The 22,215-nt window shown below is 41.0% G+C and carries 24 protein-coding genes; 11 read left to right on the forward strand and 13 right to left on the reverse strand.

Annotated features, from left to right (window positions below; genetic code table 11):
- Positions 1–318: 318 nt before the first annotated feature.
- The 11 genes from ACZ5A8_RS04925 to gvpA all read right to left on the reverse strand — a co-directional run bounded on the left by ACZ5A8_RS04925 (position 319) and on the right by gvpA (position 6,248).
- On the reverse strand, positions 319–891 hold the full coding sequence (locus ACZ5A8_RS04925) for a gas vesicle protein (protein ID WP_464532556.1): 573 nt from the start codon (positions 889–891) through the stop codon (positions 319–321).
- The gene (locus ACZ5A8_RS04930) at positions 881–1,681 is read right to left on the reverse strand and encodes a GvpL/GvpF family gas vesicle protein (protein WP_464532558.1); all 801 of its coding nucleotides are present in this window, start codon (positions 1,679–1,681) and stop codon (positions 881–883) included. The genes ACZ5A8_RS04925 and ACZ5A8_RS04930 overlap by 11 nt, the downstream gene beginning before the upstream one ends.
- A complete protein-coding gene (gvpK, locus tag ACZ5A8_RS04935) occupies positions 1,638–1,994 on the reverse strand; it encodes a gas vesicle protein GvpK (protein ID WP_464532560.1) in 357 nt (118 codons plus the stop codon). Before gvpK ends, ACZ5A8_RS04930 begins: the two co-directional genes overlap by 44 nt.
- 25 nt (positions 1,995–2,019) lie before the next feature.
- A complete protein-coding gene (locus ACZ5A8_RS04940) occupies positions 2,020–2,691 on the reverse strand; it encodes an Hsp20/alpha crystallin family protein (RefSeq protein ID WP_464532562.1) in 672 nt (223 codons plus the stop codon).
- Between the two features lie 164 nt (positions 2,692–2,855).
- Complete coding sequence (locus ACZ5A8_RS04945; RefSeq protein WP_464532564.1) at positions 2,856–3,224, reverse strand: gas vesicle protein; 369 nt, start codon at positions 3,222–3,224, stop codon at positions 2,856–2,858.
- 34 nt (positions 3,225–3,258) lie between these two features.
- Positions 3,259–3,597 carry a gas vesicle protein gene (locus ACZ5A8_RS04950; RefSeq protein ID WP_464532565.1) on the reverse strand — a complete coding sequence of 113 codons (339 nt, stop codon included), beginning with the start codon at positions 3,595–3,597 and terminating at the stop codon, positions 3,259–3,261.
- Positions 3,598–3,796: 199 nt separating this feature from the next.
- Positions 3,797–4,072, reverse strand: a complete 276-nt coding sequence (locus ACZ5A8_RS04955) for a hypothetical protein (protein ID WP_464532567.1) — start codon at positions 4,070–4,072, stop codon at positions 3,797–3,799.
- Positions 4,047–4,328, reverse strand: coding sequence for a gas vesicle protein GvpG (locus ACZ5A8_RS04960; protein WP_464532568.1), 282 nt, complete (start codon positions 4,326–4,328; stop codon positions 4,047–4,049). Before ACZ5A8_RS04960 ends, ACZ5A8_RS04955 begins: the two co-directional genes overlap by 26 nt.
- Positions 4,328–4,987: a GvpL/GvpF family gas vesicle protein gene (locus tag ACZ5A8_RS04965; protein ID WP_464532570.1), complete on the reverse strand. Its 660-nt coding sequence runs from the start codon at positions 4,985–4,987 to the stop codon at positions 4,328–4,330. The genes ACZ5A8_RS04960 and ACZ5A8_RS04965 overlap by 1 nt, the downstream gene beginning before the upstream one ends.
- Before the next feature lie 434 nt (positions 4,988–5,421).
- A complete protein-coding gene (gvpO, locus tag ACZ5A8_RS04970; RefSeq protein ID WP_464532572.1) occupies positions 5,422–5,820 on the reverse strand; it encodes a gas vesicle protein GvpO in 399 nt (132 codons plus the stop codon).
- Between the two features lie 188 nt (positions 5,821–6,008).
- Positions 6,009–6,248, reverse strand: a complete 240-nt coding sequence (gene gvpA / locus ACZ5A8_RS04975; RefSeq protein ID WP_464532574.1) for a gas vesicle protein GvpA — start codon at positions 6,246–6,248, stop codon at positions 6,009–6,011.
- A gap of 722 nt (positions 6,249–6,970) precedes the next feature.
- Between gvpA and ACZ5A8_RS04980 the strand changes: the two genes are divergently transcribed.
- The 7 genes from ACZ5A8_RS04980 to ACZ5A8_RS05010 all read left to right on the forward strand — a co-directional run bounded on the left by ACZ5A8_RS04980 (position 6,971) and on the right by ACZ5A8_RS05010 (position 14,248).
- Complete coding sequence (locus ACZ5A8_RS04980; protein WP_464532576.1) at positions 6,971–7,378, forward strand: PadR family transcriptional regulator; 408 nt, start codon at positions 6,971–6,973, stop codon at positions 7,376–7,378.
- 162 nt (positions 7,379–7,540) lie between these two features.
- Complete coding sequence (locus ACZ5A8_RS04985; protein ID WP_464532578.1) at positions 7,541–8,134, forward strand: hypothetical protein; 594 nt, start codon at positions 7,541–7,543, stop codon at positions 8,132–8,134.
- A gap of 934 nt (positions 8,135–9,068) precedes the next feature.
- Positions 9,069–9,668, forward strand: a complete 600-nt coding sequence (locus ACZ5A8_RS04990) for a hypothetical protein (RefSeq protein WP_464532580.1) — start codon at positions 9,069–9,071, stop codon at positions 9,666–9,668.
- 108 nt (positions 9,669–9,776) lie between these two features.
- On the forward strand, positions 9,777–9,968 hold the full coding sequence (locus ACZ5A8_RS04995) for a hypothetical protein (RefSeq protein WP_464532582.1): 192 nt from the start codon (positions 9,777–9,779) through the stop codon (positions 9,966–9,968).
- A 701-nt stretch (positions 9,969–10,669) separates the two neighbouring features.
- The gene (locus ACZ5A8_RS05000) at positions 10,670–11,809 is read left to right on the forward strand and encodes a hypothetical protein (RefSeq protein WP_464532583.1); all 1,140 of its coding nucleotides are present in this window, start codon (positions 10,670–10,672) and stop codon (positions 11,807–11,809) included.
- Between the two features lie 474 nt (positions 11,810–12,283).
- Positions 12,284–12,874 (forward strand): hypothetical protein, encoded by a 591-nt coding sequence (locus ACZ5A8_RS05005; protein ID WP_464532585.1) that lies wholly within the window; start codon positions 12,284–12,286, stop codon positions 12,872–12,874.
- A 507-nt stretch (positions 12,875–13,381) separates the two neighbouring features.
- Positions 13,382–14,248 (forward strand): hypothetical protein, encoded by an 867-nt coding sequence (locus ACZ5A8_RS05010; protein WP_464532586.1) that lies wholly within the window; start codon positions 13,382–13,384, stop codon positions 14,246–14,248.
- A gap of 408 nt (positions 14,249–14,656) precedes the next feature.
- On the opposite strand, the gene ACZ5A8_RS05015 is transcribed toward ACZ5A8_RS05010, so the two are convergent.
- Both ACZ5A8_RS05015 and ACZ5A8_RS05020 read right to left on the reverse strand, forming a co-directional pair.
- The gene (locus tag ACZ5A8_RS05015; protein ID WP_464532587.1) at positions 14,657–14,797 is read right to left on the reverse strand and encodes a hypothetical protein; all 141 of its coding nucleotides are present in this window, start codon (positions 14,795–14,797) and stop codon (positions 14,657–14,659) included.
- Positions 14,798–16,224: 1,427 nt separating this feature from the next.
- Entirely contained in the window at positions 16,225–18,030 is a 1,806-nt protein-coding gene (locus ACZ5A8_RS05020; protein ID WP_464534018.1) for a replication factor C large subunit, read from the reverse strand.
- Positions 18,031–18,413: 383 nt separating this feature from the next.
- Between ACZ5A8_RS05020 and mtxX the strand changes: the two genes are divergently transcribed.
- The 4 genes from mtxX to ACZ5A8_RS05040 all read left to right on the forward strand — a co-directional run bounded on the left by mtxX (position 18,414) and on the right by ACZ5A8_RS05040 (position 21,807).
- Positions 18,414–19,271: a methanogenesis marker protein Mmp4/MtxX gene (mtxX, locus tag ACZ5A8_RS05025; RefSeq protein WP_464534020.1), complete on the forward strand. Its 858-nt coding sequence runs from the start codon at positions 18,414–18,416 to the stop codon at positions 19,269–19,271.
- Positions 19,268–19,861, forward strand: a complete 594-nt coding sequence (locus tag ACZ5A8_RS05030; protein WP_464534021.1) for a tetrahydromethanopterin S-methyltransferase subunit A — start codon at positions 19,268–19,270, stop codon at positions 19,859–19,861. Before mtxX ends, ACZ5A8_RS05030 begins: the two co-directional genes overlap by 4 nt.
- Before the next feature lie 260 nt (positions 19,862–20,121).
- Positions 20,122–21,054, forward strand: coding sequence for a tetrahydromethanopterin S-methyltransferase subunit H (mtrH, locus tag ACZ5A8_RS05035; RefSeq protein WP_464532589.1), 933 nt, complete (start codon positions 20,122–20,124; stop codon positions 21,052–21,054).
- Between the two features lie 396 nt (positions 21,055–21,450).
- The gene (locus ACZ5A8_RS05040; protein WP_322224909.1) at positions 21,451–21,807 is read left to right on the forward strand and encodes a hypothetical protein; all 357 of its coding nucleotides are present in this window, start codon (positions 21,451–21,453) and stop codon (positions 21,805–21,807) included.
- Positions 21,808–22,215 lie beyond the last annotated feature (408 nt).

Here is a 22,215-nt window from a genome sequence, read left to right on the forward strand (position 1 = left end):
AAGTGCAAGGATAAAAGATCAAAGTTGCAGAGGCGTTTCCTGCTGCAAGCAACCGGGTATTCGCGCCAGCATTTAGAGACAGAGATGTTTTAAACCGGAATTAAGATTATCGATGTGCATATTCCATTTGAGCGCGTTGGTAAAGCGGGCCTTTTTTGGAAAGGCAGGTATGGGCAAGACTGTGTTGCTGACCGAAATAATTCATAAATGGTCAAGCAGCATCACGAAGTATTACAGAGTATCACAGAGTATCACAGAGTATCATAGAGTAAGTATTTTACGCTTCAATGGAGTTTAGGTTCTGCAATGCGCTGTCTTTCATTTACAGCTAATTAGCTTCCCTGTTGAAGATTCAGGGATAAGTTTGCATATTCTATCATATAGTCCAATAAGGTCACCTGAATGGAGATACAATTCTTCGTCGTTCACCAGGGTCAGGCGAAGTTCATCCCGTTCTTCGTCCTGGTAGATTCCTTTGCCGATATCAAGCATCCGAATTTCGGTAAGTGGAATTTCAAATAAAATTATATTAAAAGCTTTATTCCATCCGAAGATTCTACGGTTGGTTACATAAGTAAAACAGTATTTCCAGATAGGATGAGATTGCTGGAAGTAAGAGCCATAGAATTGGAACTCGATACCTTCATTTTCCTGGAGAAGAGGCCCGGTTTTCCGGTGTTCGAGCTGCCAGGCTCTGGTATTTTTGTCAAGTTCTTCAAAAAGCCCGTATTCAAGCATGGTCTCAATGGATGCAATCGCAGCTCCCAGTTTTACTCCAATGAGAGGAATTCCTGCAACTGAAATTATAACATCTGCATTAATAAGCACTCCCTTTGTAACCAATCGGTTGAGCAGTTCTCCAAGACTATCTTTTTCGCGTTCAGGTTTCATCCTCAATATTCCCCTTGAGATCAACAAAACTGAAAGGTGCCCATGGCCCTGTAAATCTTACTGCAAATCCTTCTCTTCTGTTTATTCTCTCAAGGCTTTGCCCAAGTCTTTCGATGTTGTCGTGGATAACAAGGCAGGAAAATGCAACCATAAGTTTTTTGCCCGTGTATTTCTCAGGTATATAGGGAATTTTCGCCTCAATTTTCAATTGTGTTACATTTTCTCTTATTAATTTCCCAAATTCTTCTCCCAGACTTACCAGATGGTCATTTACTGCCTGTTTCAAGCTGAGCTCGAATTTTTTTTTGAAAATGTAAGCTTTTCCCTTTGACATACCTTCTATTTTATTGTTTATCTCTTCAAGTTCGGGAATCCCCTCTATTACCTGTTTTTCCAGAATTTTCGAATCGTAAAAAATCTGTACAGAATATTCTGCAGAGTTTTTTAACCTGTCAAGTTCTCTTTTATAAGAGCCATAATCCTTTTGAAGCCAGTTTCTTATGGCTTCGTCGTCTCCTCTGGCAAGGCATCCGAAAGAAAACGGCAATACGGTATTAAAGTTCTCAGTTGCTTTATCAATTACGTAGTTATGGTTCAGAATCCACTGATGAGCCTGTTCTTCATTCTGTGCAGGCTCGGGTTCAGGTTTCGAAGCATGTACGACAGCTGCAATATCCTGGAAAACAATAGTGTATACAGGCCTATCGCCAATGCCAATGTCTCCCAGGTTTATTTCTTCTTCAGTGTTAGCTATCAAGTAAAGATATCTCCCTTGGTCGGTTTCGGTCATGCTCCTCTACCTCTTTAGCCCATCTTACAGGATTTATTAATTTATCCACTACATCATCTACAACCTCATCCAGTCCACAACGTACGGATTCAACGGTATCTTCGAGATTATTGTCAGCCTTTATGATTTCAAGTGCCTCGTTCAGATCTGCAAGTGCTTCTCCAAGTCTCTCGATCTCTTCATCACTGAGACTATCTTTTTCGATCCTCAGGAGAGCCTGCTTTTCAAGTAACTCGGTTATTATTTCAACAAGAGCTACAACAAGACCCAGTACGCCTTTTTTCAGATTTTTTTCATCAATCTTAAGCGGCATGGAATTTCCTCTCCTTTCATCGATCTTAATCGATTTTTTCTCTTCGTTTTATTTTTAGCTGCAGTACACCGTTGCTAAAACTTTTCTCTTTAATCGCTTCTGCTTCCGAAGGTAAAGTTATGATTTTCCTGTACAGCCCTGCAGAAATATTCAGTTTGCTGCCTTCAAGTTCTATATGGATATCTTCCTCATTGGCGTCCGGAATCTCAGCAATTACAAAAATATGGTCCTCTTCTCCGAAAACATCAAAAACAGGTTCAATTCTGGTAGATTCGATTTTTACTTCTTCGATTTTCTTTTTAGGGGCCACTCCTGTCGAAGTTTTCGCAGGCTTTGTGTTAAGCGGCCTTATGGAGAATCCATAGTTTACAACAGGCTTTTTATCGCTCCAGCCGGTCTCAAGCCTGTGTTTTATTTCCGAATCAGTTTCGGCAATTCTTTGTCTAAACTCAGGAGAAGTTTTTTCAAGAGTTTTTACTATTTTTCCGAAGCCTGGAATAAGGGAACCTACAAGATCTCCCACAAAACTTTCTTCACGATATTCGGATTCCCTTTTTTCTCCAAGACCTTTCTCAAGTTCCTTTATTCTTTTTTCCATGGCTTTCATTTTGGATTCTAATTCTTCTCTGGACTCTAACTTCTCTTTTTCTTCTTGAGATTCACCTTCAGATTTTCTTTCTGTCGTATCCTTTTCCATTTTAGCCCCTTTAATCTAATTTTGCATTTTAAACCCGATACTGCAAACCTTTAGACCTTTAGACCTTATATGTAGGTTCAATGCTCTAAATCAGGCACTGTCGCCTTGGTACCGAGCCATGATAATGTAGATCCAATGCCCTGATAACTTAAATCCGATGACATTTATCTGGGAGGTTTTATTTCGACTTCCGAGAGTCTTTTATTCTTAAGCGGGCTTTCCCATCCGCATATCGGGCATCCCTCATCTATCAAAAGCTTTTCTTCTCTTCGGTTTCCGCATTCCGGGCAGTTTGCATACGTTTCAAAACTTTTCTCCCAGACCGGAGCATTGAGATTGGTTCCTGAAGGGAATTCAAGCCCATACTTTGCCGCAGTTTCAAAGGATGCAATAGTAGCTGTGATTTTAACTCCAAGAAGCTCCGTACCTCCGACAGATACAGAGATATCGGCATTCAGTACAAGCCCTTTATCAAGAATTCTATCTATTACGTCAACAAGTCCCCCCGACTCCTTGACAACCGAACCATTCATTATTTCACCTTTTTATCAGTTCCAATCCGAATTTTTATAGGTTCTTTTTAAGCGGACTTTCCCACCCGCAGATTGGGCATCCCTGTGCCAGCAGTATTTTTTCTTCTCTTCGGTTTCCGCATTCCGGGCAGTTTATATGTGTTTCAAAGCTTGTCTCCCAGACCGGAGCATTGAGATTGGTTCCTGAAGGGAATTCAAGCCCATACTTTGCCGCAGTTTCAAAGGATGCAATAGTAGCTGTGATTTTAACTCCAAGGAGCTCCGTACCTCCGACAGATATAGAGATATCGGCATTCAGTACAAGCCCTTTATCGAGAATTCTATCTATTACGTCAACAAGTCCCCCCGACTCCTTGACAACCGAACCATTCATTATTTCACCGTTTATTCACCTGTTTATTTATCTGTTTATTAATTCCCTTTTAGCTCCTATAGAACTTCCAGATCCAGATATATGAAACCGGAATTAATGATGTACCGGCATTATTCTCAGTTATTTTTAGAATATATTTACTGTGGGCTGCAGGTGGTTCTCTGGGGATCTTTGAAAGATATAACAGATTTTTATGTATTTAGCCCTCCTCAGCCTCTGACTTCCTGGATACACGTTTTCCGGGCTTTCCTGCTTTTCTTTCAGGATCATTAATTTTGATACGGTAAGAATATTCGATTTTAGAGCCAACCGGTCCCTTGCAAGTACTTCTGCCAGATTTTTCGGACATTTTTTCTTTTTCCATCTCTTCAAGCAGTCTGAAAAAGTCCATGATCTTTCCGCAGGATTTTCTGGGTTCCGAGTCCCCATTTTTTGTGTGTCTTCTTTTTTCAGGCAAAGATGTCGCTTCTGGCAATGAGGTTCATCTCCTCAAAACGCTCTGCAAATTTCAGCTTCTCCATGAGCCTGGACTTTGTTTCTTCGAACTCTTCCCTTGGGACCTCCCCAAACTCGTATAACATCTGATTTTCTTTTATCTCGTTTCTGACTTTATCAGGATTATAAAGTTCCTTATATGCAAGATCCCTTATGATTTCCAGCGTATAAATCAAATCAAACCCTGGAATTGAGATTCCCAGCGCCCGAAGAATAAGATCATCGAGGAGAAACATTACCTGAAGCCTCCCCTCTGTTTCGATAATATATGTATATCTACGAAATTGTAAGGTGACCAGGGTCCGCTATACTGGACTTTAAATGAATCGTGTTTGGTCTCGAGCCTTTCAATCTCATCTGAAAAAGCCTCTATCTTATCTTTTTCCACGAGAAACGAAGTATTCATTATAAGTCGTTTGCTGAAAAGGCTGAGATCTTTGGAATCAAAAGCTATTTGCTTAAGGCTTTTCAAAAACTCGGATTTGCATTCCTGTGCTTTTTGCTCGTTCCCTTCATGATCTTTTGGCAAAACCACCTTTACTCCGAGTTCTACCTTATTATCCACAGTTTTTATGGCTTTTTGCATGGCTTTATACCCAGACCGCATGGAAATGTCCACCAATTTTTTGTTTTTGAAGACCATGCCATATGCCACAGGAATAACACTGTATTTTTTCATTACTTCGTTAACCACGTAAGTGTGAGTTTTTATATCTTCTTCATTCTCAATATCATATTTCTTAAAAAGTACGTCACTTACAACCGGAGAGAAATCTTTGTATTTGATAGTGTAGACTTTTTTTCCCTGAAAGCCTATATTTCCGAAATTTTCCTGTTCCTCCTGGGTTTTGATTATGCAATAGACATACTTTCCATTCTCATTGTCTTTGTTCACTTTGTATTCCCCACGGATGCAAGATTTTTACAGGCATTTAAAAATTCATTTACTTTCAGGTGTTAATCAAAGGTATTATGAGCTTTTTTTCTAATTTTGTAATTTCTTAAATTTTTACGGTTTATTCACTTTTTGGATAACTTCGTCTTTCCACTCACATGGGAAAGTTATGGATTACAGGACATAGTACGAGATTGAGAGCTACAGGATATTGACTTCTATGAATAGTCAAGTTTTTCGACTCCACATACAGCCTAGTTGCGATAAGGCAAGCATTGGATGCCACGATAATCTCCCCCAAATCATTCTATTCTGGAATGGTCCTTTTGAGTTTTTAAAACTGTTTTGAGTTTTAAAGCTGCTTATAGACCTGGCTGTTATCTTGGGATTTAAGAAACCATCTTCTGCCGGTATATCCCTAAATCTCCGGACACTTAGCTAATATAACATTCATCTAGTACTATCATGTCCCCTCTACGTCGCAGTCCCACTCTTCTGTATTCCATGATGTTCAGATCCATATCGAGTTTCATTTCGTAGGTACCTAATATATCCATTATATCGGGAACTGCTCTTCTCTCCAGAACTTCTATCTGGACATTCCAGTATTCTCCCTCCCTGGATATACCCACAACTCCTTGAGCTTTCTTCTTGAGAAGATGCTCAATCTGATTAAGAGCCTTGTCTCCTACTTCTTTTACAGTATGCTTTTTTCTCAAATCATACTGAATCGCTTCATTCCCAGCATCTTCATTCTGAACCGCTTCATTACTGGCTTTTTCTTGCTGTGGTGCTTCATTCCTCTCTTTATTTGATTCATTCTTTTTTTCCATACCGTCCCCTCTAATCAAAAATTCAAGCTAGTGATATCAAAAAATAAATAAAGTTTTGATCAAGATAAAATTTGAATTTTTATGTCAGCTCCGATATTTAGTTTCTATCAGTTTTTTAAACAAACTCCTTTTGAAACTTGTCTCTCTAAATGTTAGAAGAAATATGGTCAGATCCTGCTCCTTACTTATTAAGCTGTGACGGCTTTCTCTTCTTGTTCCAATATAGCTGAGGCTCTTTCAATCCTTGTGATCTCTTCTGCATAGTGCAGGAATGTGTCTACAGATGCAATAACAACTCTGGCTTCAACTGTCAGTATTTCTATTCCAACAAGCGAAACTCTGGCCCACAGATCTATAACCAAGCCTTTGTCGAGTATCAGGTCAAGTACATCATAAAGACCGTTACTATCAGGACTTTTGTTTACCATAGTTTATACCCCCTATTCCACATTTATTTTTAATTTTTAAATTTAAGTAATAGATAGCACTTTAGAATTGGGATTTTTTGCTCTGAAAACGAATTCAGCAACAAATACAGCCCCAAAGAATAAACTCCCATTTTTGTTATCTTTTAGGGTCGCAGAGGTTGAAATAGATTAGTATATTTATTTTTTTATTATAAAATATGTTTTAAAATATGGTCCTTTTATTGTACCGTATAATAAAACAAAAATAATTATTCAGAGCACTCAAATCAGTCGATTGACTTTGGTTTTAACGCTCCGGATAAGTACAATAGTGTTGCGTCAATCCTCAAGTATTGAATGATTCCGAATAGTTGTAATCAATTTTATATGATACTTTACTGCGGACTCGACAATAGTCTAAAATGAAAAATAATAATAATAATAATAATAATAATAATAATATATAAATAAAAAACATAATTATTTTCTTCGCACTTAAACCAGTTTATTACTTATCGGTTTTAAATCCTCGTATCTATTATATACTGATTTATGTAAAGAGTAAATATATTAGTTTATATATTATTTCTGATACTCTTATATAATTCGTTAATCAATGTCTAAGTGTTCACTTTTCGGATTAAATCAACAGTTAATTAAAAGATCTAAAATAATTGCTTATTGGTATGAGTCGTTCGACAAAATTTCTCCAAATTCTAAGGGGTCATTGGAGGGAATATCAGTTGCATTTAAGACAAGGACAGCCTGCCAGATATTCTAATTCTGAAATCGAAGAGGAGTCATATATTGAAAAAATGGTCAAAAAACATCTTGATATGATAATACTTTCTATAATCAGAACAAGGCCAATGTGTGGGCGAGATATTGTAAAAGAAGTCTTCAGGCAATACCAGGTATTTATTAACCAGAGCTCAGTATACAAGGTTCTGTATTCTCTTGAAGAAAAAAATATTCTGGAAGCAAGTACGACCAAAGGTGACATGAGGTCAAAAGTATACGTCCCGACGGAAAACGGGAATGAAATGATTGACTCGCTGTTGTCTGAATTTGTTTACTCAATTGAATACTTGCTTATGAACCTGAAGAAGGATACAAATTATAAAAATGATAAAGATTCGAATTTATCGTAAAATACGTCCTACTTGTGGATAGGTTTGAGAATTTACTCTATATAGAATAAACTTAATATGTACATTCAAAAGTTATTTAATTCACAGGAGTTCGGGTGAACTGTCAGCTTACTGATAAGAGCGGCCAATTTGAAGTCATCATTCGTTTATGAGTGTGAGACTATGAGAAAACTTGTTTACATCAGTATTGTCCATACCGCAGCAGATATGGGATCTTTGAGCAAAAAGCTTCAGGAAGAAACAATTTCCAGGATAGGAAGGGACAAGTGGGAAGAAACTCAGAATATGATCCGGAAGTTCTGGGACGAGCTTGAAAAAGAGCTATTCGGGCTTAAGATTGAACTTGAACATACAAAAATCTATCAGGATGGGCTTCCAATCGGGGGAGAAACCGGAATGAAAATCGTGCACACCACAGCAGGTCTTGGAAGCCAGAACTACAGGCTTATAGAGAAACTTGTGGAAAATAAAGCGGAGATTGTTGCTACTGAAAGTCCGGAGCTTCTGATTGAGGAAAGGAACCTGCTGATGGATATATATAATAGTTTGACTCCGGAAGAAAAAGAGAAAGCAAAAAAAAGGTACGAATTAAGAAAGAAAACTCTATTACAGGACAGGGACGATTATATAGCCTTCAGAATTAACAATACCTTAAAAGACGGAGAAAACGGAATTCTGTTTATAGGTGCCGAACACAACGTTATTCCCTGGCTTGACAATGATATAGAAGTTATTAATCTGGTAAAAATGAAATAAATCCATATTGATAGGTGTTTCAGTCTCGCACATTTACTATTTGTGTTCCTCTAGAATATTTGGGATAAATTACTGCTCATTTTTCGTATTCGGAACTAAGAACTAGTACTGCGATTCCAAAGTATGTTCATAAACTTGGTTTTTGAACAGATCTATAGATCAATGAATTTCCTGTTAAACAAGGGATTTATTTCGGAATCGATGCAATAGTTTAAGTTCTTTGCTTAATCTGGTTTCTGCCTTTTAAGACAACCTTAATAGTTCTCTTATTTTGCTTTGACTTTTTAACTCTTCGATCATGAATTTAATAATCCGCTCAACTTAAGCAGGAATTCTTATAAAGAGCTGAATACACAAGCAGGTAAGGCTTCTCATTTTCATGATTCATCAGCATGCTCTTTCACTCTCGCCTGCTGTACTCAATGAGTTTGTTTCTGTTGTGGCCTTAGACCAGTTTCTCAGTGACAGAGTTAGAATCTCACTCATTGAACCGATAACACATAATTCAAATTGGTTTTTCTGAATGTTTGTGGTTTCAACCATATTTTCCACATAGAGGTTATAAGACTATCATTTATTTCTCAAAAATACTCACTAACAATTTCCTTCCTTAAAAAACTTCTTTAAAGAAGAATTTAAGAAAAAGCAGTTCATTATATAATTTATTATTATAATAGTTCTATTATAAAGCACTATAAGTGTGTGTATCATAGCTATTAGTGCCAATAATTTTGAGAGGTTTCGGTTTGTATTCATTGAAGGGCGCATAGCTGTGATCGTTCTCCAGGTTAAAACGAAACTTTAGAACAGGGGGTACAATGACTGCTCAGAGCCAAGCGGAAAATAAACCTCACAGAATAAGAGGTAAGACCAGGAAAATTGCAGGATATGTTAATACCATAAGGGTTATCGGAAAGAGTCCAGTGGGGGCACTATGAGGGGTATTGCGAAACTTCCAGAAGGTCATGTGAGGGGTATCTCGCAGAGTCCCGGAGGTCGCTCAAAGGGTCTCGGAGACATTAGAGAAGCAATTGAGGAGGCTGTAGAAAGCCTTGAAAACAATCTACAGGGAGCCGCAGGTAATCTCTCAGGGGCGGCTACTAACATTGTAGGTGGTCTCGCAGGAGGGGGCATCGTCAAGGCACTTACAGATCAGCTCACAAAAACTGCAGGAAACCTTACAGATCAGCTCACAAAAACCCTTATAGATCAGCTCACAAAAAATGTAAAAGGCCTGACAGATCAGCTCACCAAACCCATTATAGATCAGCTCACCAATACTGTAAGAGGCCTTATAGATCAGCTCACTAAGACTCTTACAGATCAACTCACCAGTGTTGCAGGAGGCCTGACAGATCAGCTCACCAATACTGCAAGGGACCTTACAGATCAGCTCGCCAAGACCCTTACAGATCAGCTCACCAATACTGCAAGAGACCTTATAGGTCAACTCACCAAGGCCCTCATAGATCAGCTCACCAAAACTGTAAGCCATCAGGACTCTTCTGTAAGTCACCAGGATCTAATATCATGAGCTTACCAAAACTTTAAGAGGCCTTATAGATTTGGCTAACCAAGCTGCAGGAGACCTTATAGATGATCTCATCAATACACCACAAGGTCACCAAGGGGTCTAGAAACATTGGAAAAGTTGTTGAGAAGGTCGTATGCGGGTCTCGTAAGCAACCTGAAGGAAACTGTAAATGTCTCACTTGAGGGGCTGCTGGAGCCGGCACAGGGACCGGTTTCCAATGCGAGAGCTGAGGCTGAAACTAAAAGGAAGAAGGCGCAGTGCAGGAACAGACCAAGCAGTGAAGTCGAGAAGGATCAGTAACAAGAGTAGTAATAAGAGTAGTAACAGGAATCGCGTTAATTTGCCTGTAAGGGTCTAAAACCTGGGAGAGATCAGAACCGAACTTTAATTTGGGTCTCTTTTGGGGAGACTTAATTTTTTATCATATCAGTAGCGTTGACATGTTGACACTGCAAAACTGATTTTTGGGAATAAGGCTGCCTATCCTCAACTTGCAGCTGATAAAGCCGAGTATCTGGAAAATCAAAACGATTTGAAAAAATATCAGATATGAATAATAATTTGCTTTCCATATAGTCTCGCCTCTTTGTATGAGCAGGTTTTCTTATCAAAAACTTCATTATGGAAAGGTTTTAAAAAGAATTAGTTTATTATTATAATATTGCGATTATTAAGTACGATAAGTGGGGTATCACGGCTAATAATACCAATAGTTCGAGATTTTTCTTCGGGTCATGTTTATTGAAAGAGTGTATAATTTTGATTATTCTTCAGGATTAAAAAGAATCTTTAGAAGGGGGATACCACAAGAACTGAAAGCCAGGGAGAAAGTGTGCTTCGCAGAGTGAAAGGTAAGACCAGAAATACTGCACAGAAACTCAAAATACTGCAAAGGCAAAACAAGCGAAGCTAAAGGTAATACAAAGATACTACAAAAAAGGCTAGGGAGAAATTGTGTCGTCTCCAAGGTCAATAAGAGGCGTTTGAAGAGGAGGAGTAAAATGAGCGCTCAGAAACAAGCGGAAAGTGATACCAAAAAAACTGAAGAAAATCCCATAGAGGGTCTCGGGCAGGCTTTAGGAGGTTTAGGAAATACTATAGGTGGTCTTACAAAGGGCCTTGGCAACACTTTAGGAGGAATTACAGAGGGTGTAGGGAAAACGGCAGGAGGTCTCACAGAAGGTGTAGGGAAAACGGCAGGAGGTCTCACAGAAGGTGTAGGGAAAACGGCAGGAGGTCTCACAGAGGGACTTGGAGAAACTGCAGGACAGACCACGGAGCCTGCAGGACAGGCTGGACAACAAGTAACGCAACAGGGAGGACAACAGCCGCAGCAGTTACAGCATACTGGAGGGCAGCCCAAAGAGACTGCAGGTCGGACTGTACAACAGGCACAGGACGTTGCGGGAAAGGCTGGACAGCAGAGAAAACTGCCGGCAGGTAAGACTGGAGGTATAGGAGAACTCATAAAAAAGATTAGAGAGAGCACAGATAGACTCGCAGAGAATATCAGAGAGAGCGCAGAGAGTGAGACCGCTATAGCCAGTCTTGTAAAGGGCATCCATGAGAATACAAATAAACTTGCAGGAGAAGTCAGAGAGGCTGCAAAGAGAGAGGTGACTATAGCTGGTCATGTAAGGGATATTAGAGAGAATACAGAAAGACTAGCAGAGGAGATCAGAGAAAATGCGGGCAAGACTGAAATGCAGGGAGGACAGCAGTCTCAACAACTACAACAGTCGCAACAGTCACAACAGGGACAGCCTTTAGGAAGTATAGGAAAGACTGTAAGTGGTCTTACAGAAGGTCTCGGACAGGCTGCAGGAGATATCACGGTAGGTCTCGAAAATATTGCAGGACAATCTGGACAAAAATTAGCACAACAGGGAGTACAGCAACCGCAGCAGCTACAGCAGACTGGGGAGCAGCCCAAAGAGACTGCAGGTCAGACTACACAACAGGTACAGGACGTTGCGGGCAAACCAACAGGTGAAGCAAGAATTCCTGCAGAAGTCACCGGTCAGACCACGGAAACAAAGGCCAGAGGAAGCCTTGAAGATTATTTCAGGGAGGGTACAGAAAAATTCAGAGAAGAAGTCAGAGAGACTACAAAGAGGATGCAACGCGGAGTCCGAAAATAAAGTGAAAAGAAAAAAGTCGAAGGTAAAGAGCAGAAAAAGAAGAAGTAGGTCAAAGGATCCGGAAAGTAAAAAAGCCATGTATCGTATGTCTGTATCCAGCCGTCTAACGCCAGAAAGATCTCAAACCGAGATATCTCAAGCTCTGTTGTCAACCTGGTAGATCCCCATCCCTTGTTTGTTTTTTTAATCTGGATAGCTATGTTTTAGCCATATTCTCTGCTGAGAAGTATAGTACTAAGTATATCTAAAATTTGCATTAACAGTCCCCTGTCTCAAAAACCTTATTAGAGGAAGGTTTTAAGAGGAATTAATTCATTATTATAATAGTACTTTATTAATAGTACTATAAGCGGGAGTATCACGGCTATTAATGCCGATAATTTTCAGAACTTTTCGGTTTATATTCGTTAAAAGAGTGCAATAGCTGTGATCATCTCAAAATTTAAAAAGAAACTTTAGAAAAGGGGGAGTATCATGAGCGCTGAGGGTCAAGTGGAAGGTGAAGCTCGTAAAGCTGAAGGTCAGGCCAAGGAAACTGCAGGGCAGGCTGGAGAGCAAGCACAGCAGGCTGGACAACAGGTACAGGAAACCGCAGGACAGGCTGGACAACAGGCACAGGAAACTGCCGGAGGTCTTGGACAGGCTGTAGGAGGTCTCGCAGGGGATGTCACAAAGACTGCAGAAGGTCTCACAGGAGAGGTTACGAAAACTGCAGGGCAGGCTGGAGGGCAACCACAGCAGGAGGGACAGCAGGGGCAGCAGCAGGCAGCAGGTAAGGCCGGAGAGAGAGGTATAGGAGAGCTCATAAAGAGTATCAGGGATAGTACAGATAGACTCGCAGAAAACGTAAGAGAGAGTGCAAAGAGTGAGACAACTATAGCTAGTCTCTTACAGGAAATCAATGACAATACAAATAAACTCGCAGATCAGGTGCGAGAGAATGCAAAAAGGGAGGCTACTATGGCTGGTCTCATAAAGGATATCAGGGAAAGTACGGATACTCTCACAGAGGAGATCAGACAGACTGCCAAAAGGATGAGCTTCGACATGGGAACCGAAAGCTAAGGGTGAAAAGAAAAGAGGCGAGGTCTAAGAACAGAAAGAATAGGAGTGAATTAAGAAGGGCCTGGGGAATTAAAAGAGCCGCGTATTATACGCCTGTACCCAGCCATCTAATACCCGAGATATCTCAACCTGAGATATCTCAAGCTCGGGTTGTCAATTTGGTCAATCTCCATCCCTAGCTTGTTTTTTTAATCTGGATGGTTGTAGTTTAGCTATATCTCTTCTACTCTATATCTGTATTCTACTATAATGGCTATAATATCAATAGTTGTATCTCAAATATTTACATTGACAAGTCCCCGTTCTCAAAAACCTTCTTAGAGGAAGGTTTTAAGAGGAATTAATTCATTATTATAATAGTATCATTATAAAGTACTATGAGCGGGGGGTATCACGGCTAGTAATGCCGATAATTAAAAGAGTTTTTCGGATTACACTCATTGAGAAGAAGCAATAGCTGTGATCATCTCAAAATTTAAAAAGAAACTTTAGAAAAGGGGGAGTATCATGAGCGCTCAGGATCAAGTGGAAGAAGAAGCTCGTAAAGCTGAAGGTCAGGCCGAGGAAACTGCAGAACAAGCTGAACAGCAGGCACAACAGGCTGGACAACAGGCTGGAGAGCAGGCACAACAGGCTAAACAGCAGGCTGGACAGCAAGCCAAGAAAACAGCAGGACAGGCTGGACAACAGGCACAGGAAACAGCAGGGCAGGCTGGACAGCAGGCACAGGAGACAGCAGGACAAGCTGGACAGCAAGCCAAGAAAACAGCGGGACAGGCTGGACAACAGGTACAAGAGACAGCAGGACAGGTTACAGATACTGCAGGTCAGATTGTAGGTAAGGTCACGGATACTGTGGGACAAGCTGGACAACAGGGACAACAGCCACAGGGACAGCAGCCACAGCAGGGACAACAGCCACAACAGGGACAGCAGCCACAACAGGGACAGCAGCCACAACAGGGACAGCAGCCACAGCAGGGAGGAGGGCCTTTAGGAGGCCTGGGAGAGACTGTAGGTGGTCTTACAGGAGGTCTCGGACAGGCTGGAGAGCAGCCAAAGGAGGAGAAACCAAAGGAGAAGAAGCCAAAAGAGGAGAAGCCAGAGGAGACTGAAGAACAGCCACAGCCGCAACCGCAGCAGGCACAGCAGCCGCAGGAGACCGGCGGAGGTGGAGGGCCTTTAGGAGGTATAGGAGGTCTCACTGATACTGTAAGCGACACTCTCAAGTCGGTCACGGACACCACAAAGGGTATCGGGCTTCCTGAAATATCTGTGCTTTCACCCTCAGCTGAAGCTGGTGCTGAAGCTAAATCTGATGAGGAAGGTGAAAAGAAAAAAGATACGGGACGGGGGAAGAAGAAGAAGCAGTGAACTCGATAAGGATCTTAAAAAGTAAAAGAACTTTGTATTATGCGCCTGCAATCAGTCGTCTAATACCTGAGATATCTCGAGCCCGAATTGTCAACTTGAGAGATCCTTGAAGAAGCTTAATGGCCGATTAATTAGCCACGTTGACCTGAATAACTGATATTTTGGTAACGTGGCTATTTACTTCAATCTTGATTGTATTTTTTACTGTATCTTGATGAGGCTTAGTAGAAATCCTCTAAGTTAGATGTATTTACCCTTACAAAAATACCAGTAACTCGTAGGGTAATATGCAGATATAAAATGTCAATTTGTTGACTTGTGGATTTTAGCTATCCCATAACAGAACAGTCAGACTCATACTACTTATCAGGAAAGCTTTACAGATCTCGAATTATCTCTTTAGTAGCATTAGGAGTATTTTGTTTTTTTAGTCTGCTCTATGATTTGCTCCTTTCTCTCTGCTGGATACTGTATGTCTCTCAATATATCTTCTATGTTGCTTGCACTGCCCTCATACCATTTACTTGATATTATTATCCATGCTGTCATAAGGATACTATCATTAAGATACTGTTGTCAGGAGATACTACTCAAGATGGAGCCATAAAAGTTAACATATAAGTCAAGCCAGTTTTGACAGGAGATACATTGTGCTCCCGAAGCGAAACTCGGGGAGCAAAACGAGTAAGCAGATATCGTGCTGTTACATTTGCAGTGCAAATCTCAGAAAATTTTCGATTCCCTTTGATCCCGAAGCGAAACTGGGGAAGTAAACTCCGGTCGGGCACAACAGTGACATGATTTGAACCCAATATACATCCAGGCCAGGATTTAGTAAACTCACAATCAGTGCTATTCTTTCTTATCTGTGCTTTTTTCAGTGTTATTCTAAGAGCCCGATTAAGAGTCCTGGTCTTTTTGCCGGTTGTACGGATTCCAGAAAAACATTGTCATGGTAGACAGTTTGAGAAAAAATAGGCTATAAGACGGTAATTATAAATTATGAGGTATATAAGAGAAAGCTATTTATACTATGTATGATTACTCATGCTAAGTGAGCGGGCCTCTTTTCCATAGTATAACCCCAAACCCATATCCCCCAACTATTCCCCCCAACTATTCCCCCAAACTCCCCAAGCCCGCTCACAAACTTTTCTCATGGTTTTTTCTCAACCTTGTTTAACAATATCGATTCTATCTCAACAAATCCCAACATTTTTTAGAATTTTCTCAACTTTACCTTACTTATCTTACTGATATTCGTATTATCCCAACTTTTTTAGTTATCAAACATGGGGTACCGTAGGTTATACAGAACCGTCGCCATGATGATATAGCTATCCGGATAACTTTTAGCAATAAAACTGGTTTTAAAATCCCGACTATTTATGTTTTTGACCAAAATAATGTTCCATTCAGTTTCATTGTTCTTAGTTCCCTTATTCACAAATATTATTTTGGAGTGATTAGGGGTAGTTTTGAAACGAGCACATATATAAATTAGAAGAAAAAACGAGAGAATTGTATGCAAGAGAGCATTAAATAGGACATGCAGCAACATGTAATAAATATGTTAACAAAGTGTTTATAACTGAAGTTATATAGAGTATTTGTGAGCGGATTCCAGTCCAAACTTCCAAAATACATCAGCAACTTCTTCTTTCATTCAAAGTCAACCCTATCATTCCACTCACATAAAAGCTCATGTGTTTTTGACAGCAGCAAGAGCCTGTTACAATAATAAAGAATTTTTACTTTCAGGCTAATCAGAAAGCACGGAAACCTGACCTTTCCAGATCTGAAACAAGGATAAGTGTGAGATATAAAAAGTATGAGACCTGAAAAAAAGACGGGTTGGGATCATAAAATAAAGAATTATAAAGATATGAAATAGTAAAAAACTAGAAAAAACCTGTATGAATTGGATAATCCAGACAGAAAAATATGAAAAATGAGCGATTCGTGCTCTGGAAAAGTTAAAAGTCGAAAAGTGTCTTCTGGTTTTTAGGTTCAGCTTTTTTTAAGCCTTCTCCTGTATTTTCCTGCATGTCTGCAGAGGCTAAAACTTTATCAGTAATCCTTTGTTTTGGAAGCTCTATATCAACCAGATCCTCAACCAGATCCTTTTCTTTTGACGGTATGGAGAGGGGTTTCTGTAAAAATTCAAAAAATTGTTCTTTTTTTGGCAGTGATTCTGAAAGAGAAAGTAAACTATTTTCTGCAAGTTCCGGATCAGCAAGCAGTTTCTGTCCGGAAGTTTTTCTAGTCTCAAAAGTCTCTTTTTTCTCTACAGCCTCAGGCGGTGTGTCAAATCCCAGGTTAAGTGTTTTCTGCTTACCTTCGGAAGGCTGAGACTCAGGAATTTCAGGTTTCCCGGAAGGTGCTTCCTGTTTTTTCTCCGGAATATTAACGGGGCAGCTGAGGGTTTTCTGTTTCTCATCTACTGAAGGGACAGGAGCTTTAAAAAAGTCAGGCTCTTCGGTTTTATCCTTTATTTCACCGAGAAGTTTCTGTGCGTCATCGTAGATTTTCTGCAGTTTTTTGCTCGCTTTTGTACTTCCTGAAAGATACATAAGCTCCTCAAGCTCAAGCCCGAGGTTTGCAGTAACCTCAACAGCAGATACTTCATCCTTTAGCATTCGCGAGTAAAAACCCATAAGGTTGTTCCTCGAATAATGCATTGATTCAAAGCTATGCTCACCGATCTTTGAAGCGATATTATCTCTCATATCCCGCTTCGAACGAGTCTGCCCGAGCCTTCTCCAGAGTGAAGGCTGCTGATATTTAATAAAGCCCGGGTATGACCTTGTCTTTGAAAGGGCGGCCCCGCACACCATAAGCATACTGGCATACCTCCACATCCTGTAATTCTGGCGTTTTTTTACACGCCCGAGGTAAAGGTCAGCTTTTGAAAGATAGCAAAAACCCGCCCTTATATCTTCTAGGTCCCCGTCCTTTCGGGCATACTGGATAGGCAGGTTTTCATCTATCCAGTGCACGAGATCTTCAGGACTTTCATCAAGCCCGCGTGCAGATTCAAGAGCCCTTTTACAGTCAGTGCTTTTAAAGATTTTCTGCATCGCCTTGAAGATATTCTCCTTGACGTCCCTGCCTGCAGTACTGATATCCTCAACTTCGATGGCTTCCTTCCCGTTCGCTGCAGCCTGGAGGTCATTCATGGCACTCCTGAAGTCTCCCCCTGCATTTTCTGCAATCTGCAGGACAGCTTCCTGGCTGCAATAAACCCCTTCAGCCTCACAAACTTTTTTCAAAGCAGGGACCATGGAACGACTCTGCACGGACCCGAACTTAATTTCCAGACATAGATTCCGTATTGTGGGTGTTAGCCCGTAAATGTCATTTGCAATAAGCACCATCGGCTGAAGCGTAGATTTTATGATCCCCGAAAGAGCCCTCATTCCCCCCCTGTCTGAAGTCCCATGGATATTATCCGCCTCATCAAGGATAATAAGGCGCTTCCCACCAAAAAAAGTATTCATTGACGCTGCAGAGCCAGCAATCTTCTCAATAACACCTGCAGTCCTCTGGTCACTTGCATTGAGTTCAATAACCTCCCAGTCCATATCCCTGGCCAGGGCATGAGCACTTGAAGTCTTCCCTATCCCTGCAGGCCCATAGAGAATTACCGCCCTTCTCTCAGGAATCCGGGATTGCCATTCCTCAGCCCATACCCTGAAATCCTGTACTGCCTTCTTGTTCCCCACGACATCTCCAAGTGTCCGGGGTCGGTATTTTTCAGCCCATTCGATTGCCGACATCATCATAAACCATACCAATAAAAAAGGAACTCATTATTAACTTTATATGTTTTAATTTCTTTATCAAGTAAAGCGCCTGCACTCCTATAATCTTCCAACGCCGATTTTAAAAAAATAATCTATTGCCTATAAATCAGTCTTTTCGAACGAAAAGCGATATTGCTCCTCCAGAATAGAGTCTGCTTAAGAGAAATTTAGTACTGGCAGCTTTAAATCCGCTTTCTTTACCGAAGTTCACTTATATGATCCATAAAATTAGTCCTCTTGAGCGCAGCGAAAAGGACCTCGTACTCCCGAGACGAAATTCGGGAAGGGCAAAATTAATTAATGGGTGTGTTTGTTTTTCTTTGAACTACTTCAAATCTTAAACAAAAGTCTGGATGGATATGGAAAAGAACGGCATGTATGCCCTCCTTGAAGCTATCGAAGCACGAGCCCGGGCGAACAGGGCAAGAGTGGCTATGGGAATAAGGGAGCCAAACCCCAAGACTCTTGAGAGTGCATGGAAAGCCCAGGAAATGGGATATGCACAGGTTGTCCTTGTAGGAAATAAGAAAGAAATAGACAAAATCGGGACCAAACTTGAGGTTGTGGATACTGACGACCCCGAAAAAGTCCTTTCAGAACTACTGGTTTCAAGGAAAGTGGATGCAGCTATAAGGGGCACCGCAAAAGCATCCGGAACCCTTTCAAACCTGAAAGAAGCCCTTAGCATGAAGAGGGTTTGCAGACTTGCTCTGCTTCTGACAGCAGACGGGACACCTTTCTTCCTCGCTCCTGTTGGAATAGATGAAGGAAACACGATTGCAGACAAACTCCGTATGATTACCCTTGGTGCAAAGCATATAAGGAGGTTAGGAGTAGAGCCTGTTGTTGGAGTGCTTTCCGGAGGCAGGATCGGAGATATAGGAAGGGACAGGCGCGTAGACAGGACTCTCGCAGATGGAGAATTCGTAGCAGGACGGGCTCGGGAGCTTGGAATTGACGCCAGACACTACACTATTCTTATTGAAGACGCCATAAAGGAATCGAATTTCATCGTTGCCCCTGATGGGATCTCAGGCAACCTCATTTTCCGGACCATTGCTTTCCTTGGAGGAGGCGACGGGTTAGGAGCTCCGGTATTGATGGACGATTATGTGTTTGTGGACACCTCAAGGGTAGGCGGGCATTTCACAAAAGCCATTATGCTTGCAAGTGCGTTATCCTACCTGCACAAGGAAAGAGAAAAGGTGATTTACTGAATCTTATTGCTGAAAACTGGCCTCCCGTAAAAGGTGATTATGTTACAGGAAAACCGGATTCAAGGATTGCAGTCGTAACCCTTGCAAGCCACTTTGATGCCTGCCCTGATGCTGCCATCTGGGGGAGTTCAAAGACTGAAAACCTGGGAGTCGAAAAAATAATTGTAAACGTAATTTCGAACTCCAATATACGGTATATCCTTGTCTGCGGGACCGAGTCAAGGGGCCATCTGGCAGGCCATTCTCTCCTTGCAATTCATGCAAACGGGATTGATGAACAGGGCAGAATTAAAGGTTCGCAGGGTGCAATTCCCTTTATAGAAAATATCTCCCTGGGTGCAGTAGAACGATTCCAGCAACAGGTCATACTTCTGGACAGAATAGGGCTGAACGACCCTGAAGAGATCCGGAAGCTTGTGGAGGATTATAAGGAAAACGGAGAAGCGTACCCTGAGGAGCCTGTGGTCGCCTGTGCCCCTAAAAAGAGGCAGTCCTCTTTTGCAGTTCCAACCTCAGGAGATGTAATAATCTCAGAAGAATTCGTAATGGATTCAATGGCAGGAATTATTTGCCTGGCAGAAAACCTCTGATCCTCTAAATTAAAGATATTAGTTTAAAAGATAAATTATCTTGAAAGATAAATTAGCTTAAGAAACGAATTAGCTTGAGAAATATGTTAGCTTGTAAGATATATTAAGTTGAAAATATGTTTTTAATCGATATAAATTATATGGATGTTTTGTAATAAAAAGAGTCAATTCGAAAATAATCAATTAAAAAAGAGTCAATTTTAATACTGACTTCAAAAAAAGTAGTGAACTTTGAGAAGTATGGATTTTGAGGGCTAAAGATGTTTAAGTTCCAGAAAGAACAGGAAATTGCTAACATTGCAGGGGTAAAGGTAGGCGGGCAGCCTGGAGAGTTACCTACAGTACTTGCAGGGACTATTTTTTACAATAAACACGAAATCATAGAAGATGCTGCAAAAGGACTTTTTGATAGGACTGCTGCCGAAAAACTTGTAAACCTGCAGGAGTCGGGTTCGGATACTACCGGAAATCCCCATATGGTCCATATCTTTGGCACAACCCTCGAGAGTATAACTCGTTATATTGATTTTATTGCAGAGATTTCGGACTCTCCTTTTCTTATAGATTCCCCCGAAGGAACTGTGCGTGCCCATGCAGCCGAATATGTTAGTGAAATAGGGCTTGCAGACAGAGCAGTCTATAACTCCATAAATATGAGCATAAACGCATCAGAAATAGAAGCTCTTGCGCAGTCTGATATTGACAGTTCGATTATTCTGGGCTTCAATGCCATGGACTCCTCACTCCAGGGCAGAATGACAATGCTCGAAACCGGCGCAGGCCTGTTAGAGGAGGGCCTTCTCTCAATTGCAGACAGGTGTGGAATAGTTAACAAACTTATCGACCCGAGTATCACCCCTATGGGGAACGGAGCCGGAATAGCCCTCAGAATGACCATTACCGCAAAAGCAAAATGGGGGCACCCTACAGGTTCTGGAATCCATAACGCTCCCTCAGCCTGGAACTGGCTAAACCAGCAAAAAGAAAAGGATCCTGTTCTGTATAAGATCTGCGACGTAGGCTCTATTTGCCTCCAGCAGGCTGCAGCCGGAGATTTCATCCTTTATGGTCCGATAGAGTATGCACAGTACGTTTTCCCCATGGCTGCAATGAGCGACATCATGATAGCTGAAGCTGTCGCTGACCTCGGTATCGAACCTGCAGAAAGACACCCGATTAACCTTCTAGTCTAATTTTTTTGGCATGTAACCACTGGTAATCTGACCTGCAGTTTAGCCTGCTCTAAATTTAAAAGTCTGACCTGTCTTGCCTGAGAATAGTCCTTTGGCCTCGCGGATCGATTTTTCAGTCTACAGACAAATATAATGCCTCCGCCAGCCTGTATGACGGCCGGTCAAAAAGAGGAAAGAAATAAAGGAAGAAGAACTTGAAAGAACGGATCGATATAGCAAATAAGGTTGTAAGGGTCAGTTCAGGAGTCAGGATTTTGGACCAGCTGTTTTTTTAAGCAATGTAACACCTTTTAGAAACTTTGCATCCAAAAGTATTTACTTCCATGAATTAAAAAGATGATATAAAATTCCTTAAAATGGAAAATTATCAGTAAACTAAGTTAGGGGAGTGGGATAATGGCTATAATAAAGAACAAAACAAACCATACCATCCGGTTTGTAGCTTATCGTGCTGATGGGACCGAAATGCACCAGAAGGCTACGAAGATTCCGCCAAACCAGAGCCGTTATGTGAGCAAGGATTATGCAGGAGGTATCGACTGGTTTATCGTTACGGCTTTTCTTCCGGAGAGCAGCATTCAGGATCATGTGGATGTGGATATCCTGCCGGCTGTAAGGGATGGGGATGATTCTCTTACATTTGCAAAAGTAGGAATTGAAGAGAAGTTCGTATTTGTAGAGGATGTCGATAAAAAAGAATTCCGTTTTTACCGTGATGAAGAAGAACCTGAAGGAGAAATCCACGGCTGGTAAGCTAATAAGGTAAGCTATAGGCAGAAGGAAGGCAGAAGGGACTTCAAGATTTCAGGCTACTCCTTTCAAAATTCCGTTTCTTTTTTGGCTGATTTACTTTTGGCTGATTTACTTTTGGCTGATTTACTTTTGGCTGATTTACTTAAACGTCCCGGTGCCCCCTGAGCCGGGCACATTACCTTCCTTCCCACCTGCACACTTGATACAGATACCTTTTCTACGATCCATGCACTGACTGCACACAAGTTTTCCGCATAAATGGCAAGTATGAAGTTTAGCCGGGCGCCCGCAGATTGAACATAAACCCTCTACTTCCAGAATTTCGACCTCCTGAATTTCTCAATAAAAATAGTTTTGAAAAATGTTTTGAACAAATGTTCTGAATAAATCGTTTTGGATAATAAGATG

Source organism: Methanosarcina subterranea (assembly GCF_055385895.1).

Excerpts from the sequence above, each read along its gene's own strand:
- gvpO (WP_464532572.1), bottom strand. The coding sequence starts at position 5,820 with ATGGAAAAAAAGAATGAATCAAATAAAGAGAGGAATGAAGCACCACAG.
- ACZ5A8_RS04945 (WP_464532564.1), bottom strand. The coding sequence starts at position 3,224 with ATGAATGGTTCGGTTGTCAAGGAGTCGGGGGGACTTGTTGACGTAATA.
- gvpA (WP_464532574.1), bottom strand. The coding sequence starts at position 6,248 with ATGGTAAACAAAAGTCCTGATAGTAACGGTCTTTATGATGTACTTGAC.
- ACZ5A8_RS04925 (WP_464532556.1), bottom strand. The coding sequence starts at position 891 with ATGAAACCTGAACGCGAAAAAGATAGTCTTGGAGAACTGCTCAACCGA.
- ACZ5A8_RS04950 (WP_464532565.1), bottom strand. The coding sequence starts at position 3,597 with ATGAATGGTTCGGTTGTCAAGGAGTCGGGGGGACTTGTTGACGTAATA.
- ACZ5A8_RS05000 (WP_464532583.1), top strand. The coding sequence starts at position 10,670 with ATGAGCGCTCAGAAACAAGCGGAAAGTGATACCAAAAAAACTGAAGAA.
- ACZ5A8_RS05010 (WP_464532586.1), top strand. The coding sequence starts at position 13,382 with ATGAGCGCTCAGGATCAAGTGGAAGAAGAAGCTCGTAAAGCTGAAGGT.
- ACZ5A8_RS04990 (WP_464532580.1), top strand. The coding sequence starts at position 9,069 with ATGAGGGGTATTGCGAAACTTCCAGAAGGTCATGTGAGGGGTATCTCG.
- ACZ5A8_RS04960 (WP_464532568.1), bottom strand. The coding sequence starts at position 4,328 with ATGTTTCTCCTCGATGATCTTATTCTTCGGGCGCTGGGAATCTCAATT.
- ACZ5A8_RS04930 (WP_464532558.1), bottom strand. The coding sequence starts at position 1,681 with ATGACCGAAACCGACCAAGGGAGATATCTTTACTTGATAGCTAACACT.
- ACZ5A8_RS05020 (WP_464534018.1), bottom strand. The coding sequence starts at position 18,030 with ATGATGTCGGCAATCGAATGGGCTGAAAAATACCGACCCCGGACACTT.
- mtxX (WP_464534020.1), top strand. The coding sequence starts at position 18,414 with ATGGAAAAGAACGGCATGTATGCCCTCCTTGAAGCTATCGAAGCACGA.
- ACZ5A8_RS05040 (WP_322224909.1), top strand. The coding sequence starts at position 21,451 with ATGGCTATAATAAAGAACAAAACAAACCATACCATCCGGTTTGTAGCT.
- ACZ5A8_RS04985 (WP_464532578.1), top strand. The coding sequence starts at position 7,541 with ATGAGAAAACTTGTTTACATCAGTATTGTCCATACCGCAGCAGATATG.
- ACZ5A8_RS05005 (WP_464532585.1), top strand. The coding sequence starts at position 12,284 with ATGAGCGCTGAGGGTCAAGTGGAAGGTGAAGCTCGTAAAGCTGAAGGT.
- mtrH (WP_464532589.1), top strand. The coding sequence starts at position 20,122 with ATGTTTAAGTTCCAGAAAGAACAGGAAATTGCTAACATTGCAGGGGTA.
- ACZ5A8_RS05015 (WP_464532587.1), bottom strand. The coding sequence starts at position 14,797 with ATGACAGCATGGATAATAATATCAAGTAAATGGTATGAGGGCAGTGCA.
- gvpK (WP_464532560.1), bottom strand. The coding sequence starts at position 1,994 with ATGCCGCTTAAGATTGATGAAAAAAATCTGAAAAAAGGCGTACTGGGT.
- ACZ5A8_RS04940 (WP_464532562.1), bottom strand. The coding sequence starts at position 2,691 with ATGGAAAAGGATACGACAGAAAGAAAATCTGAAGGTGAATCTCAAGAA.